This is a genomic window from Yokenella regensburgei ATCC 49455, from assembly GCF_000735455.1.
Taxonomy (GTDB): Bacteria; Pseudomonadota; Gammaproteobacteria; order Enterobacterales; family Enterobacteriaceae; genus Yokenella; species Yokenella regensburgei.
This window is the reverse complement of the sequence record NZ_JMPS01000077.1, coordinates 1-19148: the sequence shown is the minus strand read 5'-3', so window position 1 is coordinate 19148 and position 19148 is coordinate 1. Positions and strand designations below refer to the sequence as shown.

The 19148-nt window shown below is 55.0% G+C and carries 14 protein-coding genes; 5 read left to right on the top strand and 9 right to left on the bottom strand.

The features are described from left to right. Positions 1–122: 122 nt before the first annotated feature. The gene (locus tag GYRE_RS19885) at positions 123–788 is read left to right on the top strand and encodes an EAL domain-containing protein (protein WP_157248443.1); all 666 of its coding nucleotides are present in this window, start codon (positions 123–125) and stop codon (positions 786–788) included. On the opposite strand, the gene GYRE_RS19880 is transcribed toward GYRE_RS19885, so the two are convergent. From GYRE_RS19880 to ttrS, 8 genes are all read right to left on the bottom strand, one after another. Next, a complete protein-coding gene (locus tag GYRE_RS19880) occupies positions 770–1297 on the bottom strand; it encodes a DedA family protein (protein ID WP_006819786.1) in 528 nt (175 codons plus the stop codon). The two genes, GYRE_RS19885 and GYRE_RS19880, sit on opposite strands and share 19 nt — an antisense overlap. Before the next feature lie 121 nt (positions 1298–1418). Further along, positions 1419–2561, bottom strand: a complete 1143-nt coding sequence (gene ompC / locus GYRE_RS19875) for a porin OmpC (RefSeq protein ID WP_038257785.1) — start codon at positions 2559–2561, stop codon at positions 1419–1421. Positions 2562–2918: 357 nt separating this feature from the next. Continuing rightward, positions 2919–6443 (bottom strand): pyruvate:ferredoxin (flavodoxin) oxidoreductase, encoded by a 3525-nt coding sequence (gene nifJ, locus GYRE_RS19870; RefSeq protein ID WP_038257783.1) that lies wholly within the window; start codon positions 6441–6443, stop codon positions 2919–2921. A 222-nt stretch (positions 6444–6665) separates the two neighbouring features. Beyond that, positions 6666–7019, bottom strand: a complete 354-nt coding sequence (locus GYRE_RS19865; protein WP_038257780.1) for a YcgJ family protein — start codon at positions 7017–7019, stop codon at positions 6666–6668. 52 nt (positions 7020–7071) lie between these two features. Then, positions 7072–10002, bottom strand: a complete 2931-nt coding sequence (locus GYRE_RS19860; RefSeq protein WP_245939523.1) for an autotransporter outer membrane beta-barrel domain-containing protein — start codon at positions 10000–10002, stop codon at positions 7072–7074. A 272-nt stretch (positions 10003–10274) separates the two neighbouring features. After that, on the bottom strand, positions 10275–10919 hold the full coding sequence (locus GYRE_RS19855) for a helix-turn-helix domain-containing protein (protein WP_006819791.1): 645 nt from the start codon (positions 10917–10919) through the stop codon (positions 10275–10277). A 318-nt stretch (positions 10920–11237) separates the two neighbouring features. Beyond that, a complete protein-coding gene (gene ttrR, locus GYRE_RS19850; protein WP_051861006.1) occupies positions 11238–11891 on the bottom strand; it encodes a tetrathionate respiration response regulator TtrR in 654 nt (217 codons plus the stop codon). Further along, entirely contained in the window at positions 11821–13563 is a 1743-nt protein-coding gene (gene ttrS, locus GYRE_RS19845) for a tetrathionate respiration histidine kinase TtrS (RefSeq protein WP_038257772.1), read from the bottom strand. The genes ttrR and ttrS overlap by 71 nt, the downstream gene beginning before the upstream one ends. A gap of 187 nt (positions 13564–13750) precedes the next feature. Between ttrS and ttrB the strand changes: the two genes are divergently transcribed. The 4 genes from ttrB (at position 13751) to GYRE_RS19825 (ending at position 18976) form a co-directional block, all read left to right on the top strand. Next, positions 13751–14485, top strand: coding sequence for a tetrathionate reductase subunit TtrB (gene ttrB, locus GYRE_RS19840; protein WP_038257770.1), 735 nt, complete (start codon positions 13751–13753; stop codon positions 14483–14485). A 1-nt stretch (position 14486) separates the two neighbouring features. After that, positions 14487–15509, top strand: a complete 1023-nt coding sequence (gene ttrC, locus GYRE_RS19835; RefSeq protein ID WP_038257767.1) for a tetrathionate reductase subunit TtrC — start codon at positions 14487–14489, stop codon at positions 15507–15509. Next, the gene (ttrA, locus tag GYRE_RS19830; RefSeq protein ID WP_038257764.1) at positions 15502–18573 is read left to right on the top strand and encodes a tetrathionate reductase subunit TtrA; all 3072 of its coding nucleotides are present in this window, start codon (positions 15502–15504) and stop codon (positions 18571–18573) included. Before ttrC ends, ttrA begins: the two co-directional genes overlap by 8 nt. Before the next feature lie 136 nt (positions 18574–18709). Then, positions 18710–18976: a putative hemolysin gene (locus GYRE_RS19825; RefSeq protein WP_006819798.1), complete on the top strand. Its 267-nt coding sequence runs from the start codon at positions 18710–18712 to the stop codon at positions 18974–18976. Here GYRE_RS19825 and GYRE_RS19820 read toward each other — a convergent pair. Then, on the bottom strand, positions 18977–19148 hold a 172-nt coding region (locus tag GYRE_RS19820), incomplete at its 5' end, for an META domain-containing protein (RefSeq protein WP_038257763.1).

Here is a 19148-nt window from a genome sequence, read left to right as displayed (position 1 = left end):
GATAGTTTATGTCTATCAAATGGGCTTCTACCGATCATTTTAAACGATTTTCCTCTGCTTCTCGATTATGTAACTCTTTGTCAATATATTTAATTAGATACAGGATGTTCGGGGAGCAGGGATTGGCAGCAAACCTATGTTCTGAAATCGTATTGGAGCCCGCGGTATCCCGTGAGGGTAAAATACATTCGTGGGCAATGAAGCATAAACCAAAACGGCAATCTCATTCATCAAGACTGACTCGCCGCGTTATTGTTTCAGACGTTACGTTCAAAAGAAGTCTGCTGGAGCAACAGTTATCGTTTATTGATTCGTTGCCCGCTGAGATGACGCGCGATGTGTTTGTTACGCTTAACATCGACGATGAGATTGCAGATTATATTCTTGATAATCAAGATATTGCGGAATTCTTATTACAGCACCGTTTTTTACGTCTGGAAATCGACGAAGCCTTTTCTGAATTTCATAGTAAATCGAAAATGATCAAACTGCGTATGCTCTCACAGCTTAGTCATCTGTGGTTGGGAGGGTTTGGCGGTGGCTTAACGAATTTAACCTTACTCGAAAGAGTGTCTTTCGAATATATAAAGCTCGATCGTCTGTTTTTCCTCAGCCACTTTGATACCCACAGTTTGTACCATCTTTGCAGTTATGCATCACGTTCCAGTCAGGGCATCATCGTCGACGGTGTTGATAATGAAGAGCAGCAACAAGCCAGTTGGGCGTTAGGTGCTGTTGCTGCCTCAGGTGAACTCTGGAAACCACTGAACTATTGTGCTGGTGAATAGAATTCGCTTAATCCCAGCGTTATCGCCCCAGGGGCGAGCAGAATAAAAGTCCAGACCAGCGCCGAGCTGATATTTGCCAGTTGAAATTTGTGCTGGGTCACGCCAAATATCCCGCTGGCGAGGGGAATTGTCGCCCTGAAGGGTGAGATAAAGCGCCCGAGGAACACGGCGTAAACCCCCCATCTGAGCAAAAATGTCCGACTTTTTTCCCGCATGTCAGGCGTAAACCAACGCAGTTTTTCCACGCTGTGGCGATACCGTTTGCCAAGCCACCAGGAAAGCCAGAATCCGCCAATCGCCCCGGCGCTTGCCGTCAGCCACATCAGGATAAACAGCGAATGGCTTCCTGCGGACAACGGGCCGAGCAGAAGAAGCCCGGACGTCCCGGGAACGGCAAGAGAAACAATCGCACAGGACTTGGTAAAGGTCAGCAAAAATACCAGACCAACGATCAGCGCCGGATACTGCTGCGCAACATTGATGAGCTGATTGAGAATATTGAATACCATGACTGACACCTTTAACTGCAATGTGTTTCATGGTCATTGTACGGGCGGGGAAGCGAGGGTTCCTGAATAGAACCTAAACAACAGGGAGGAACAGCCCGCCGTTGCCAGCGGGCCTGCGGGCTTAGAACTGGTAAACCAGACCCAGCGCCACGATGTTGTCGGTAGAAATACCGTTGTTTTTGTAGAAGCTATCGTCTTCGTCGAGCAGGTTAACTTTGTAGTCGACGTAGGTGGACATGTTCTTGTTGAAGTAATAGGTCGCGCCGATATCCACGTATTTAACCAGATCTTTATCGGTAGAGCCGCCAACCAGCTGCAGATCCTTACCTTTAGACTGCAGGTAGGAAAGGGTTGGACGCAGACCGAAGTCGAACTGGTACTGGGCGGTCACTTCGAAGTTCTGGGTCTTGTTCGCAATACCGCCGCCGTTGTCGCTGCTGGAGTTACCGTACGGGGTCATGTTGCGGGTTTCGGAGTACATGGTCGCGAGGTAAACGTTGTTCGCGTCGTATTTCGCACCCAGAGTCCAGGCTTCTGCTTTGTCACCGCTGGCGAACTGGCCGCCGGCGTTGATCTGATCGTTAGTACGATCGGAAGAGGTATATGCTGCACCTGCGGTGAAGCCCATACCGAAGTCGTAGGAGGTAGAAATACCGTAGCCGTCGCCGTTGGCGTTACGGAAGCTGCGGTCACCGTTGTTGGTGCCTTCGCCGCTGCCCGGGTTCTCGTTTTTACCCTGATACTGCAGGGCAAAGTTCAGGCCATCGACCAGGCCGAAGAAGTTGCTGTTACGGTAGGTTGCTACACCGTTAGCACGGCCGGTCATGAAGTTGTCGGCCTGGGTGTAAGAATCGCCGCCGAATTCTGGCAGCATATCGGTCCAGCCTTCTACGTCGTACATGACGCCGTAGTTACGACCGTAGTCGAATGAGCCGTAGTCACCGAACTTCAGACCAGCGAACGCCAGACGGGTCCAGGACTGGCTATCACCTGAGTTTGTAGATTCAGAGTTGTTCGCCTGAATGTTGTATTCCCACTGGCCGTAGCCGGTCAGTTGGTCGTTGATCTGGGTTTCACCCTTGATACCCATACGCATGTAGGTCTGATCGCCGTCTTTTGAACCGTCGTCAGAGAAGTAGTGCAGACCGTCGATTTTGCCGTACAGGTCTAATTTGTTACCATCTTTATTATAGATTTCAGCAGCATGGGTTGCACCTGCAGCCAGCAGGGCAGGGATCATGAGGGCCAGTACTTTTCTTTTCATTGAAAATAGTCCTTTAGTTGTTTTTTATATACTCGGCTTCCCGAAAGGAAGTGGAGCCATGCTAATAGAGACATATTCATTTGTGGTAAATATCAATTGTTACGATATAAGTAAAATCTAAAATAAATAATACGGAATTTACGACGATAGATTTGATGAATAAATATAAGGGAAATATATAAAATCTAAATTATACAAGCGGTTGTTTGCTGGGTATGATGGGCGCGTTATATGCCTTTTGTCACACAAGTTACACTGTTGCTGTGTGTCCTTAATTTATTTTTAGTCATTTGTTAAATTGACAAGCCCGAATAATTATTCGGGCTTTTTTTATTACGCTAATTCTGAATCAGATAGTTATTCAGAGGATGACTTCTCTGCTTTTCCCGCCATTTGTGCGAGGAAGTCATAGCGTTTTTGCAGATCCGCAGCGGCGTCTTTCCACAGCTGCTCGGCCACTTCCGGCTGCTGAGCGTTCAGGCGACGGAAACGTTGCTCATTCATCAGCGTCTCAGCCAGCGCATCTGACGGCGGACGAGAGTCCAGCGCCAGCGGCAGTTTGCCCTCATCCGCACGACGTGGGTCGAAGCGGTACAGCGGCCAGAAACCGGTAGCGGTGAGCTGACGCATTTGATCGTGGCTCAGCGCCAGATCGTAGCCATGCTCCTCGCACGGGCTGTAGGCAATGATCAGCGATGGGCCAGGATAAGCCTCGGCTTCCTGAATCGCTTTCACCGTCTGGTTCAACTGGGCGCCGAGGGAGATCTGCGCCACATAGACGTGGCCATACATCATCATGCTGACGCCGAGATCTTTACGCGCTTTACGCTTGCCGTGTTCGCCAAACTTGGTGACCGCACCGAGCGGAGTCGCCTTCGAGGCCTGGCCGCCGGTGTTGGAATAGCACTGCGTATCCAGCACCAGAATGTTGACGTTCTCGGTGAGGCTCAGAACGTGATCAAGGCCACCAAAGCCGATGTCATACGCCCAACCGTCCCCGCCAATCAGCCAGATGGATTTCTCCACCAGCGCATCGGCGTCGGTAAGCAGTTCTTCGGCACCGGCAACGCCCGCCAGCTGCTGGCGCAGCGCGGCAACCTGCTCCCGGCGTACTTCCGGCGTGGCCTCGGCGTGCAGCGCCTCATTGAGTTCTGGCGTAATGCTATCGCTGAACTGCGAGAGCAAGCGCATCACGCGCTGGCGATGCTGGTCAACCGTCAGGCGGAAACCAAGACCAAACTCGGCGTTATCCTCGAACAGTGAGTTCGCCCACGCCGGGCCGCGACCGTTGGCGTCGGTGGTGTATGGCGTAGAGGGGAGGTTCCCACCATAAATAGAAGAACAGCCGGTGGCGTTGGCAATCAGCATCCGGTCACCATACAGCTGGGTCAGCAGCTTAATGTACGGGGTTTCACCGCAACCGGAGCAGGCACCAGAGTATTCAAATAGCGGGGTAATGAGCTGAGAGGTTCGAATATCGATGCGCTCCAGGCTGGTGCGATCGATTTCCGGCAGATTGAGGAAGAAGTCGTAGTTCACTTTCTCTTCTTCAACATGCTCAAGGCGGGACATCATATTGATGGCCTTGATCTCCGGATTCTGACGGTCTTTCGCCGGGCAGACTTCTACGCACAGGTTACAGCCGGTGCAGTCTTCCGGGGCGACCTGCAGCACATATTTCTGACCGCGCATATCACGGGATTTTACATCCAGTGAATGCAGACTGGCAGGGGCGTGCTCCATCTCTTCCGGGGCGACGACCTTCGCGCGGATAGCTGAGTGCGGGCAGGCGGCGACGCAATGGTTACACTGGGTGCACAGCGCTTCTTTCCAGATAGGGATCTCTTCGGCGATGTTGCGTTTTTCCCAGCGGGTGGTGCCCATCGGCCAGGTGCCATCAGGCGGCAACGCGGAAACCGGCAGCGCATCGCCGAGGCCAGCAAGCATCGCGGCGGTAACGGTTTTGACGAAATCGGGAGCGGCATCGGAAACCACCGGCGGGCGGTTCGGGCTGCTGGCGTTGACCTGCTGCAGCGGCACCTCTGCGAGTGAATCGCGCGCCATTGCCAGCGCCTGCCAGTTGCGTTCAACCAGCTCCTGACCTTTGCTGCTGTAGCTTTTGGCGATAGCGCCCTGCAGTTCGATGAGCGCACTGTCGCCCGGCAGAATGTTGGTCAGATGGAAAAATGCCATCTGCATGACGGTGTTGATACGTGCCGCCAGGCCGCATTCACGGGCGATTTTCGCAGCGTTCACCACGTAGAAACGCGCTTTCTTCTGGTTCAGCACGGCCTGAACTTCCTGCGGCAGTCGCGCCCAGACTTCATCAGCCGGATAGGGCGTGTTGAGCAGGAAAATACCGCCGGGCTTCAGGCGCTCGGCCATCTGATACTTATCGATAAACTGCAGCTGGTGGCAGCCGACGAAATCAGCCTGTGATACCAGGTAGGCGGAGCGGATCGGTTCATCGCTGACGCGCAGGTGTGAAACGGTTAAACCGCCGGCCTTTTTGGAGTCATAGACGAAATAACCCTGGGCGTACCACGGCGTAGAGTTACCAATAATCTTGATGTTGTTCTTGGTCGCCGACACGCTGCCGTCGCTGCCTAGGCCGTAGAACAGTGCTTCCAGGCGCGCGGTTGAGGGCAGGGTGTTTTCCGGCAGCGGCAAGGAGAGATTAGTGACGTCATCATAAATGCCGACGGTGAAGCGCGGCTTCGGCTGGTCAGCGCTCAGCTCGTTGAAAATCGCCAGGACGCAGTCCGGACCAAACTCTTTTGAGGAAAGCCCATAACGGCCGCCAATAACGCGCGGCAGCGTTTCGCGTTCGCCACGGTTGAAGGCTTCCGCCAGCGCGGTCATCACGTCAAGATACAGCGGTTCTGCCTGCGCGCCGGGCTCCTTGGTGCGGTCGAGCACCGCAATTTTACGGACGCTTTCCGGCAGGGCGGCAATCAGATGAGCGGCAGAGAATGGGCGATAGAGGCGAACTTTCAGCACGCCGACTTTCTCTCCATGGCGCTGAAGTTCGTCCACCACCTCTTCGGCGGTACCGATGGCAGAGCCCATCACCACGATCACGCGCTCAGCCTGCGGATGACCGTAATACTCGAACGGGTGGTACTGACGGCCCGTTGCGGCGGCAAAATCGTCCATCGCCTGCTGTACGTGATCGTACACCGCGTTGTACCACGGGTTTGTCGCCTCGCGGGACTGGAAATAGGTATCCGGGTTAGCTGAGGTGCCGCGAATCACCGGGTGTTCCGGGTTCAGCGCCCGGGCACGGTGAGCGTCAATTTCCGCCTGCGGCAGCAGGCTCAAAATGGTGTCGTCCGCCAGCGGGACAATCTTGTTGATTTCGTGCGAGGTGCGGAAACCATCAAAGAAATGAATGAATGGCACGCGACTTTTCAGCGTCGCCATCTGCGAGATTAACGCGAAATCCTGCGCTTCCTGCACGCTTGCCGCGCACAGCATCGCGCAGCCTGTCTGGCGTACCGCCATGACGTCAGAGTGATCGCCGAAGATAGACAGTGCGTGGGTGGCGACAGTACGTGCAGCGACGTGTAAAACAAAAGGCGTTAACTGACCCGCGAGCTTGTACAGCGTCGGGATCATCAACAGCAAACCTTGTGAGGAAGTAAATGAAGTGGACAGCGCGCCGGTTTGCAGTGCGCCGTGCACGGTAGCGATAGCCCCGGCCTCTGACTGCATCTCAACCACGCGGGGGACATCACCCCAAACGTTTTTCAGCCCATTACCGGCCCAGGCATCGGCCTGTTCCGCCATCGTGGAACTGGGCGTAATCGGGTAGATGGCGATAACTTCACTGGCACGGAACGCGACGGACGCGACTGCACCATTACCGTCAATAGTAATCATATGACACCCTTACATTGCACAAAAAAGGGACCCGTGAAACGTCGACGAGTCCTGTAATTATTGGCCAAGTATAGGGCTTTACGCTATGGCGTTGAAGTTACGCGGTCCCGCAGTGCACAAATTGATCCAGGGGATAGAGAAGTGTCTGATTTCGATCAATTTCTGCAAAATCGCATTGTTAATTCAACAGCAGAAAACTGTGAATCTAACGGCAAAAGAAGGTTAAAAACTGCCAAATAACACTTTGGTATAGTATTTGTTTATCTTACCGCTACGCTTGCCATCGGCGCCATAATAGCGATCCTGGCGGCAGAGCTTTTCTTTCACGTCACAGGAAAGACCGGTCGCGAAGGTGAAGGAGGTCGTATCAAACTCGCCCATGGCTTTTAATTTATCGGCACGGGTTTTACCGACATATTTCTCCGTCAGCGGAATGGATACGCCGGTGGCATCGGCACAAATGTACTTATCGCACAGTACGCCTTTTCCCGGTGACCACGGGGTGGCGGTTTCTGGCGTGGCTGCCAGTGTACCGGCGCTGAATAACCCTAAAAAGATCCCAATTGCTAATTTCATATTTTCTCCAGAACCGGGCAAATAAATTGCCCGGTCTGTTTATCTGGGTTTATCAGAAGGCGTATTTTACCCCAACGGTCCCCTGAGTGTCACTGTATCCCTTGTCACCGATCTGCTGTGCCACGTTCGCCCACAGCGTCGCCTGACGGTTAATTTTCCCTTCAACACCCAGCTTCAGTTCGCCGATATTTCGTGCGCCGTCCATAGAGGTTCTGACGCCATCCATATTTACACCGTAGTTGTCGGTATTATAAATCCAGTTCGCTTCCACGAAAGGTTCAAATTCGCGCTGGCTACCTTCATCCAGTTTGCTTTGTCCTTTAATAAAGGCTCTTACACCGAGACGCGTCTGGATATTATTGTCACCGGTGCCACTGACGTCGGTACCGTTAATTTCGGTATGGTTGTCGGCTTTCACGCCCATCCAGGTGATCTGCGCCTTAGGCTGAATAAAGACCTGGTTAACCATTCCATTCAGCGTCTGGTACTCACCTGTTTTATGGGTGTAACCCGCTTCGACGGAGGCGGTAAAGCCATTGGATTTGTAGCTTTCAGATGGCAGACCTTCGCCGCTCACGCTGTTGTTGAACCAGTTGTACAGAGCCCAGGTATCCACATAGGTACCCTGTTTGGTGGTGTCGTTGGCATACCAGGTGCCATACACCCCAACGCTGTAGCCGTTCAGGCTGCCGCGAGAGTTGTAGCCGGAGGCGTGCGACACGCTGTGACTTTTCTGATTAGCGTAGCCACCCATCAGGCCGACCAGATAGCGATCAAGACCGTCATTTGACCAGTCGGCAATATCACCGCCAACCTGCATAACATAGCGGTTTGCCTGAGTGGCAATCGCATCATTACCCACATGTGAGCCGGTGTGTCCGCCAATATTGCGCATCCACATAGAACTCACTTTGCCGTTACCGGACATATCGTCCAGGTACTGGGTTTCACCCAGGCGGTCGTGCAAACGCATGGTGAAGATGGTGTTGGCCGCACGCAGGTTATCGATATAGGAACCGATCTCCGGACGTAATACCGGGGCTGATGTCGTCGCAGGATCGGGCTGCGTTTTCGGGCCAACAGGTGGTTGATTGCCCTGGTCCGTCGGTGGAGTGCTCGGCGTCAGCGGTGTCATCGGCTTCACTTCGCGTGACGTTAGGTACCAGGAATCCGGGTTCCCCGCGGTGCCGTCACCGCCTCTGGTCAGAGAGTAATCATACGCACCCGCGGCGATAGTTCCGATATTCTGGCGGTAACCATCTGAAGACGGAGACAGACGGAAGGCGTCAGGCGTGGTGGTACTGCCGTTCTGGGCATCAACCAGCAGGATCCCGGTGTTGGTACGCGCGCCGGTGCCACCGCCGTGTTTGATCACCAAATCGGTATTTCCGTCGGCTTTAGCATTATTCAGCACCAGGCGGTCGCTTGCTGAGCTGTCATCCCCCATGTAGGTTTTGAGGATCAGGGTGCCGTTGTCACCGGTATATTTGTTGCCGACGGTCAGGGTATTACCCGGCTGTGCGCCCGCAAGATTGATAGTACCTTTGTTGTCGATGCCGCCCGCGAGCGTAAAGTTGCTGTTTGGCTGGCTTTCCTGACCGTTCAGCGTGTTGTACGCGGCCACGGTACCATTGTTCACCACCAGGCCGTTGACTAATCCGGTTCCTGCGAGCAGACCATTGCTGCCCACGGTGACATCGGCCGCCGTTGCGCCGTTGAGCACCGCCGTTGGATTCGCCGCATCGCCGACGATAAGCGCACCACCGTCGATGGTGGTGGTACCGGTATAGCTATTCACGTTATTAATAACGGTAATGCCACTCAGTTGGCTGACGTTGCCCAGCCCGCCAATCTTCGGAGAGAAAACATAGTTGCCGGAGGTGTCGGTATGGTTGAACACCAGATTGCTGTTGGTATTAGCGAGAGTTATTTTTTTGGCATTGATGGTTCCTGCAGCCGCAGCCGTCTGCCCCGCTAAGGCGCCAATTGCCACCGTGCCGTTCTCAGCATTGATATAAATACTTTGGGCATTAAGCTGACCCTGATTGGATACCACCAGGGTACCATTACCAGAGGGTAATTTAGTTGCACTATTTTGAGTACCGATGTTCAGTTCTCGTGCACCAATATCCCAAAGAGAGCCAGGACCATCGATAGTCACGTCACCTTTACCCGCTGCGTCATCGGCAGGGCTGCCCCCGGCAATGGATCCGCCAGCGCTTTTCACTACACCACCGTTAGTGATGCTCATGCTGCCGGTTCCTGCACCCCCGACGATCATCGGACCGCTGTTAATTACCCAGCTTGAACCCGAACCATCGACATTAACCGTACCGTTAGCATTTTTCCCCCAGCCGACAGTGGTGGCAGAATTGCTAATGATAGAGCCACCGTTACTGATGGTCACCGAACCGGTGCCACTGGTACCTACGGTTATCCCCGATGAGGGGGTTACAGTGGCTAACAACTGCGAGCCGGCGCCATCCACCACAACAGTACCAGTACTGTTATCGTTCTGACCGACGTTCATGAACACCAGCCCGACTTTTCCGCCATTGAGGACTTTCAGCGTCCCGGTACCACCTCCGCCAACGGCGGTCGTGCCGTTAGATAGCGCCTGATTGGAGGGATCTACGCCATCGTACCAGGCACCACCGTCAACGGTGATGGTTCCAGCACTGCCTGAATTATATCCGAGGACAGAGCCGTTGGTGCCGGAAGTGGTGGTACTGGACCGAACAACGCCACCTGTAGTGATGGTCAGTGAACCCGTGCTATTTACCCCGGCGTAAATTGCGCCAGGTAAAATCCACGGACTGGTTTGCGATCCGGGTACTGTTTCTGCCGCACCGTTATCAATCACCGTCGCATTTGAGGCGGCAAAAACCGATGCACTCAGCGGTGCAGTAAACAGCAGAGTGGTAATCGCATTTTTAAAAAATATACGCGTGCCGTTATTTTTCGAACTTTGTTTTACAACCATATCAGTACTTCTTTTCATCATTAACTCCAGTGGGGAATCTTTAAGTCTTTTATTAAGATTATCGTTCAGTGTTCAGGCGTGCCGATGCGGCACAGCATTGTTAATTAAAGCTGCGTGATCCTCCGTTATTTGCCCGGTGTAACGGTGCTAAATAGCGTTTATCCAAATTGTATATATGCGTGTGTAGCGCCTGTAATATGGCAACGTGAACGATATCCCCATGAAGGGATCAAGAGTTTTTCAGAAAGGAAAAACAAAAAATAATAGACGTACTAATAACCCGCAGGTAGGGGTTTCAAATCGACAAGTTTCCCACGGTTAACGATAATATAGCCGCCATCCGAGAGGTCTTTTAAGATTTTGTTCAAGGTACTCCGTGACACGGAAGTACGGTTCAGAATAAAAGTAAAGATCGAAACATCGTCTAAGCTCTCTTGATTATGCTCCCACAGCATTTCAAGGTAGGTTTTAACAATGCTATAGCTATTGGTCGTCCTGGAATTTAGCTCCTCCCTGAAGCAGTAAATCTCAAGATACCATGTGAGTATCAAGGAAACGTCTTTCCATAGTCTTTTCTCTTCCACGAGTTGCATAAAATCATGCAACTTGAGATACGACAACTTCACATCTGATGCCGTGCGGATATAATGACACTCCCGCTTGGATAACATCGTTGATAAACCAAAAACAGCCTGGTGGTTGACATTCGCTAATATAATGTTGTTATTTACATTGCAGAGCTCGACTTCGCCTGCAGTGAGTGCATAAATCAATTTATCGTCGTGGCGCTTAAAGCGCAAAATCTTTTTTGGTGAAGCGATGACTTCAACTCTTTCAGAATGACTTGTTATCTCTTTGCCAATTTTGGATAGCGCTGTGTGGACCTGCTCATTAAGTGTGTACAGATCGCTATACATAATAACTCCTGAAACCAGCTTGCTTTAAAAATAGAGTATCTAATGTTTTTTATACTTTATACAAAAAATGAATATAAACAAGATCTGCATTTGTATAAAAATACACAATTTTCATAGGCTTGCATGAATATTATTCATGTGACTTATGAATACACGGATTGCATCTAACATCATGATTTGTATGGTGATAAATCTGGTTGACCGATTTTTGTGCTCTATAATTATGTGCTACCGATGAATAAGATTATTAAGTTCTAAATGGGAATTGCGACTTACGTAACTATATAAATATTAAGTAAGTAGAATAATTTTGCTTTTTCAGAACATTGAAATGGTGGTTCTATTTAAGTCCTGCAGGGTGGTTACCAGCTCCGCAAGTGATCTCGCTCCCAATTTTTCCATCACTCTTGCACGATGAACTTCCACCGTACGAATAGCGATATTCAACTGTTGGGCAATCGTCTTGTTCATATCTCCCTGAATAACACGCAGCGCAATCGCTTGCTCTTTCGGCGTCAGGCTATTATAGCGTTGTTGAATTACATAGCGGTGAAACGCAGCGGCAGAAAGTGTGTTAGCCTTATTTAACGATGCAAATAAAGATGGCGCAGAAACGGGCTTCTCAAGGAAATCAACCGCACCCTGTTTCATTTGCTCAACCGCCATTTGAATATCACCATGACCGGTGAGAAATATAACGGCAAGGGTACTTTGTAATCGGCGCAGCTCGCTATATACCTCGTGTCCGTCTTTTCCCGGCATTCGCATGTCGAGCAGTACAACGCCGGGTTCGTATAAATTTGCCTCGCGAAGAAAAGCGTCGCTGTTGTTCCAGCAGGTGACGGCACAATCGATGCTTTCCAGTAGAAAGCGGCACGCGTCGGTGACGGCTACATCATCATCAACAAGGTGTATCACCGTGAAATTCTCCTTTGTGGGGGTCGGGAAGACGCATCGATACGTTAAGCCCATTTTTGCCATCCGGGGCGATGACGTTGCGCAGCAGGATCTCGCCGGAAACCTGGCGTAGCAGACGCTGGCAGATGGCAAGCCCTAATCCCATCCCCGACGATTTCGTGCTCCGGAACGGCTGAAATGCCAGCGGAAGCCGTTCCTCCGGCATGCCGCCTGCGTTGTCCTGCAACGTGATGCAAACCATACCATTTTCGCAGGAGGCCGTAAGCCAGACGATGCTGGCTCCCGCCTGCAGAGCGTTGAGCAGCAGATTAGCGAAAACCTGATCGAGCAGCGCTGGCGGTAGCATCACTCTGAGCTCTGGCGGTACCTCGGACTGCAGACGGGCGGTGGGGTAGAGCTTCGGAATACGCAAAAGTGACCAGACGTACTGCGCGTTATCGCGCACAGACACGCTGATTCGGGGAAGGTGACTCTGCGGCGACATCGCCCAGGTGCGCAGATTGCGAATAACGTCGCCTCCGCGTGCCGCCTGCTGGTCTATCTGTTCGATAACCGGCAGCAAAGCATGCTGAGGTGCCTCCCGCTGAAGACGAATCGCACAACCCTGCGCGTACTGACGAATCGCGGTCAGCGGCTGGTTAAGCTCATGGGCGAAACCCGAGGCCATCTCACCCAGCAGGCTGAGCTGACGGACTTTTTCGAGGGCAATTTCCTGTTCGCGTAGCCGCTCGCTTGCTGCCTCCAGCGCCTTACCCCGGCGGCGGACCAGCACCATGACCCAAATATAATTACCGGCCAGCAGGAGTAGCACAAGCAGGACGCTGGTAACGGCGACGCGGTTTTCTTCCAGCCAGCCGTAGAGATCCTGCCACAGGCGAGAGCGGTCGGGGTACTGGTTGACGTTACGTAGCAGCGATTCAACCGCTTTGGTCGAGGCGGGGGCTCCCCAGCGCCACGGTGAAGTATCATCGGCGTTGAGTAACGTGCGCGCCACCGCATCGGCCAGGGTATCGCTGACCTCTGGCATGGCGGCAAAAGACCAGTTGGGATAGGGCGGTGTGCTGGTGAGGCACGGAGCAGTACGAGTGACCATCAGCGCGCGGTAATCATCGCGTTTCACCAGCCCTTCTTTACTCATCGTTTCAAGCAGGCAGGATGGCACCACCGCCGCCTGGATAACCCCTTCGCGTAGTAAATAGAGCAGGGCATCTGCCGGAAAGCCGGTAAAGCGCAGACGAATATCTTCGCCGGGCCGCAGTCCTGCCTCTCTCAGCGCCTGGTAACCCAGGAGATAACCGCCAAACGCCTTAGGATCGACGGCGCCCAGCGTCTTTCCGCGCAGATCTTGCGGGGCATAAATCACGCTGCTGGCTTTCACCAGAAGGGTACTGCTGATGGTTGCGGTATCTTCGCTCCCTGCGGTGGCACGCAAAGAGGCCAGCCAGCGCAGGTGATAATGGCTATTGAGCTGTACAAACTGCCCGGGATTGGTGAGGACAAACTGCACGCTGCCGGCGTTAACGGCGTCGCGCATCGCGTTCAGATCCAGCGCTCGCAGCTGAAAATGCTCGCCGGGAACGGCGTGATTCAGCTCGTCAATAAGCGGCTGCCAGCGGGTGCGGGTTTCCGCTTCGCCGCGCATGGCGAGGATCCCCACCGTCCACTCTGCGGCAAAGGTAGTGCTACAAAACGCCAGTCCCAGCGCCAGCAACAACGGCTTGTTCATCGATTTCCCTGCGTGTGAGCCATTTTCTCTTTGTTTTAAATCAACATTTGTCCGGGTATGTGGTTAACCACAATAGAGCCGGCGGTGAGGCGAATTTTACACTCTACTGCATTGAAGACGTGAGGTCACAACCCGCGCGTCAGAACGTGACTGCGGTGGCATCGCTGCGCGAAGACGGAGAAACAATATGGATATCAGTAAACGACAGTTTCTGCAAAAACTGGGGGTATTGACCGCCGGCGCGACGCTGGTGCCGGTGGCCGATGCGGGTCTTACGCTGAGCCCGCAAAGGCGCGAAGGTTCGGCAAAACAGCGTTACGCCATGCTTATCGATTTGCGCCGCTGCATCGGCTGCCAGTCCTGTACCGTCAGCTGTGCGACGGAAAACCAGACGCCGCAGGGCGAGTTTCGCACGACGGTAAATCAGTACCAAATCCGCCTCACCCCTGGGGCAGAAACGCACAACGTGCTGCTTCCCCGGTTGTGCAATCACTGCGACGAACCGCCCTGTGTGCCGGTGTGTCCGGTACAGGCTACGTTTCAGCGCCAGGACGGCATTGTGGTGGTGGACAACACCCGCTGTGTGGGCTGCGCCTACTGCGTACAGGCATGTCCCTACGATGCGCGTTTTATCAACCACAGCACCCAGACGGCAGACAAATGCACCTTCTGCGTTCATCGCCTGGAGGCCGGGCTGTTGCCTGCCTGCGTTGAATCCTGCGTGGGTGGGGCTCGCGTTATTGGCGATATCTATGATCCCACCAGCACCATCAGCAAAATGCTGGCGGAGCACAAGGCGGAGATCAAAGTGCTGAAGCCAGAAAATCGCACCGTCCCGCACGTTTTCTATCTCGGCCTTGATGAAGCGTTCGTCACTCCACTCTATGGCCGCGCCCAGCCCGCGCTGTGGCAGGAGGTTTAACATGGTCAACTCGCCGCTCATTGCTGAACTTATCGCGCAGCCTCAGGCTATCAGCTGGCTGCCCTGGGCCGTGCAGTACTTTTTCTTTATCGGCATTGCCGCCAGCGGGGCGCTGCTGGCGGCCGGGCTGCACTGGCGTTGCCCGGAGAATTCCCGTCTTGAGGGCATCACGCTTTTTATCACCCTGACCTGCGCCATTGTGGCACCGCTGGCGTTAACCGCCGATCTCCACCAGACCGCGCGGGTCTGGCATTTCTACGCCTGGCCGACGCCGTGGTCGTGGATGCCCTGGGGCGCCGTTTTTTTACCGCTGTTTACGCTGTTTATCGGCCTGTGGTTTGTGGCGTTTCACCTGCAGCGTTTTACCGGACGCCGCTTCGCGCTGACGCGCTGGGTGGCGGTGGCCGCCGCGCTGACCGCCGTGGGTCTGCTGCTCTATACCGGGCGTGAGGTGTCGGTGGTGCGCGCTCGCCCCATCTGGTTCAGCTATGCCTTCCCGCTGGTCATGTTTTTCAGCGCCATGCAAACGCTACTGGCCCTGCTGCTGGCCGTTGTCCCTGCCACCGGGCGTAGCTCGCGGCTTCTCGCTGCCGGGCAGGCTGGGGCGTTATTGCTGTCTGGCATCACGATGGCGGTATGGCTAAGCGGCGACACGCTTTCCGGTACGGCGTTTCGCCAGTGGCTTGGGTTGAGCGGCCAGGCGCGCGGTTTGGCGATCATCATTCTGGCGCTGTGGTTGTCCTGTCTGGCGCTCGCCGTCTGCGTTAGCCGCAAGGGGGGAGCGAGAACGCTCACGACCCCGGGCGTACTGCTGGCGATGGGGCTCAGTTGGCTGCTGCGCTGGACGTTGCTGATGGAGGTGCAGACGGTGCCGAAATTCAGCGCATTAGTGAACCCTTATTCGCTGCCTTTTGGTAGTGACGGATGGCTTGCGATCGTCGGCACCTTCGGGCTATGGCTGGCGCTCATGATAATGGTGCGGGAAGGTTTGAACTGGATTGCAGGGAGAGTACAACATGGCTAAATTCACGCGTCGTCAATGGCTTAAAGCGGGGCTGGTGCTGGGGGGCGTGTCGGCGTTTGGCCTCAGCTATCGCGAGGTGGCGAAGCGCGCCCTCGACGGAATGGTGAACGGCACCTCCGGTAAAGTCACCCTTAACCGCATCAACGGCAACTCGCTGGTTCCGGAAGGGAACGCTCGCGATGGCTGGCACAGCAACCCGCAGCAGGTGGTCTCAATGACCCAGTGTTTTGGCTGCTGGACGCAGTGCGGCATCCGCGTACGGGTAGATAAAGCGCAGGACAAAATTGTCCGTATTGCCGGAAACCCCTGGCATCCGCTGTCGCAGGAGCATCCTTTCCCGCCGTCGATGACTTATTCCGAAGCGCTGGAGAAAATGGCGGGCGAGAGCGGGCTGGACAGCCGTTCTACCGCCTGCGCGCGCGGTGCAACCCTGCTTGAGGGATTGTACAGCCCGCTCAGGATCCTTCTGCCGATGAAGCGCGCTGGCAAGCGTGGCGAAGGCAAGTGGCAGCGCATCAGCTTTGAGCAGTTGATAAATGAAGTGGTGGAGGGGGGCGATCTGTTTGGTGAAGGGCACGTTGACGGACTGCGGGCGATTCGCGACGTCAAAACGCCCCTCGATCCTGCGCGCCCTGGCCTTGGCCCGAAGGCGAACCAGCTGCTGGTGACCAATACCAGCGACGACGGGCGTGACAGCTTCCTGCGCCGCTTTGCACAAAACAGCTTCGGTAGTAAAAACTTTGGTGCTCACGGCTCGTTTTGTGGGCTGGCCTACCGCGCCGGTTCCGGGGCGCTGATGGGGGATTTGCAGAAAAACCCGCACGTGAAGCCTGACTGGGAGCACGTGGAATTCGCACTCTTTATGGGCACCTCGCCCGCGCAGTCCGGCAACCCGTTTAAGCGTCAGGCGCGGCAGCTTGCCAGCGCCAGACTGCGCGATGATTTCCGCTATGTGGTGGTGGCGCCCGCGCTACCGCTGACCACGGTGCAGGCCGATGACCGTGGGCACTGGCTGCCGGTCACCCCGGGTACCGATTCGGCGCTGGCGATGGCGATGATCCGCTGGATTATCGACAACCAGCGCTTCAACGCCGGTTATCTCTCGCGGCCAGGCGAAGCGGCAATGCAGCAGGCCGGGGAGAAGAGCTGGACTAATGCCAGTTGGCTGGTGGTGGTGAGCGACTCACATCCGCTGTACGGACAACACCTGACGGCAAACGCCGTTTATGGCGATGCGCAGCCTGACGCTAGCGCGCTGGTGGTGAGTTCTGCAGGCGTGCTGATGGCGGCGAACCTCTGCCCAGAGGCCGACCTGCTGGTGGAGCGAGAGGTCACGCTGCACGATGGCTCGCAGGTACTGGTCAGAAGCAGTTTTCAGTGTCTGAAACAGGCCGCACAGGCGCAGACGATGGCCGAGTACAGCCAGCACTGCGGTGTATCCCCGCAAAGCATCGCCAGACTTGCCGATGAGTTTACCCGTCACGGTCGTAAAGCGGCGGTCATCACCCACGGTGGCATGATGTCCGGAAACGGCTTTTACAGCTCGTGGGCGGTGATGATGCTGAACGTGCTGATCGGCAATATGAGCCTCGAAGGGGGCGTGTTCGTCGGCGGTGGCAAATTCAACGGCGTGGCTGACGGCCCGCGCTACAACATGCAGGATTTCCCCGGCAAGCTGAAGCCAAAAGGGCTCAACATCGCCCGTAGCAAAGCGGCCTATGAGGAGTCGGACGAATATAAAGCAAAAACCGCCGCCGGTGCTTCACCGTTCCCGGCGCGTGCGCCGTGGTATCCGTTCGTGGCAGGCCAGCTCACCGAGCTTCTTAGCTGCGCGCTGGAGGGCTATCCGTATCCGCTGAAGGCGTGGATCTCGCACATGAGCAACCCGCTGTACGGTATTCCGGGCATTCGCGCGGTTGCTGAGAAGCATTTGAAGGATCCAACCCGGCTGCCGCTGTTTATTGCTATCGATGCCTTTATGAATGAAACCTCCGCGCTGGCGGACTACCTGCTGCCGGATACGCATAATTTTGAAAGCTGGGGCTTCAGCGCGCCATGGGCGGGCGTGGCGAGTAAAACCACTACCGCGCGCTGGCCGGTGGTAACGCCTGCGGTGGCAAAAACGGCAGAGGGACAGCCCATCGCCATGGAATCGTTCTGTATCGCGGTGGCGAAAAAGCTGGCGTTGCCGGGCTTTGGTGAGGCGGCGATCGTCGACAATGACGGCCAGACATATCCGCTTAACAGCGCCGAAGATTACTACTTGCGGGTGGGGGCAAACATTGCTTTTGCCGGGCAAACCCCGGTTCCGGCGGCGAGTGAGGAGGATGTGGCGCTTTCCGGTGTGAAGCGGGTGCTGCCGCTGCTGGAGAAAACCCTGAAGGCGGAGGAAGCCGGGCGGGTGGCGTACATTTTCAGCCGTGGCGGACGCTTTGCGCCGGAAAGCGCCGGGCGTAAAGAGGGCGTCGTTGGCAACCGTTGGGAAACGCCGCTCCAGCTGTGGAACGCTGACGTGGCCCGCCATCGTCATGCCATCACCGGCGAGCGCTACAGCGGCTGCCCCACGTTTTATCCACCCCGTTTCGCCAACGGCCAGTCTGTGGATGAGGTGTTCCCGCTCAGCCGTTGGCCGCTGAAGCTGATGTCGTTCAAATCGAACCTGATGAGCAGCTCAACGACGGTTATCCCCCGGCTGCACCATGTTAAACCGCTGAACCTGGTGGCGATGCACCCGGATGAAGGCGCCCGTTTTGGCGTGCAGCACGGCGACCAGGTGAAAATCAGTACGCCGGGCGGCAGCGCCATCGCGCAAATCAGTCTGCTGCCGGGCGTGATGCCAGGGGTGATTGCTATTGAACATGGTTACGGTCATAAGGAGATGGGCGCGCGTCAGCACTGGCTCGATGGTGAACCGCTGGCGTCAGAAGCGCAGATTGCCTCCGGAATTAACCTTAACGATCTTGGTTTTGGCGATCCGACCCGCGAAGTACCCGGTATCTGGATGGACTGGGTGACGGGAGCGGCAGTGAGGCAGGGACTACCGGCGCGCATTGAGCGGGTTTAAGGGCAATTTTTGCCCTTTTTTCCACTAAATTGCGAGAAAATGTTACCAGAGCGCATAAAACCGCAGTCTGGCTCTCGACGGCAAGCGGCACGCTGCCTATTATGCAAAGGTTTCGCTTAAATCGTGGGAGAGAGAAATGCGAGCTGCGTTTTTAGTTGGCTGTGCCGCGCTGTTGTTGTCGGCCTGTAGCAATGAACCTGTTCAGCAGGCGACCGCCGCACACGTGGCGCCGGGCATGCGAGGGGCCATGTCCGATCTGGGCCAGGCGAACTGCGCCATGATTGGCGGTTCTTTGTCCGTTGCCCGCCAGCTTGATGGGACGGGCATCGGGATGTGCGCATTACCTAATGGTAAACGATGCAGTGAGCAGGCGCTGGCCAGCGGCTCCTGCGGCAACTACTAATTAATGCATTAAATCGGCAAGCTTATACACCAGCGTTTGATCGGCCGTTGCCAGCGTTAACTGGTCGCCGGTCAAATCGACCTGTGCGCCACGCGCCAGCATCGCGCTCAGCGTGTGATCGAGCTTGCTGAGCTCAGCATCCGGGCAGAGCATCTGCGTCATTGCCATATTC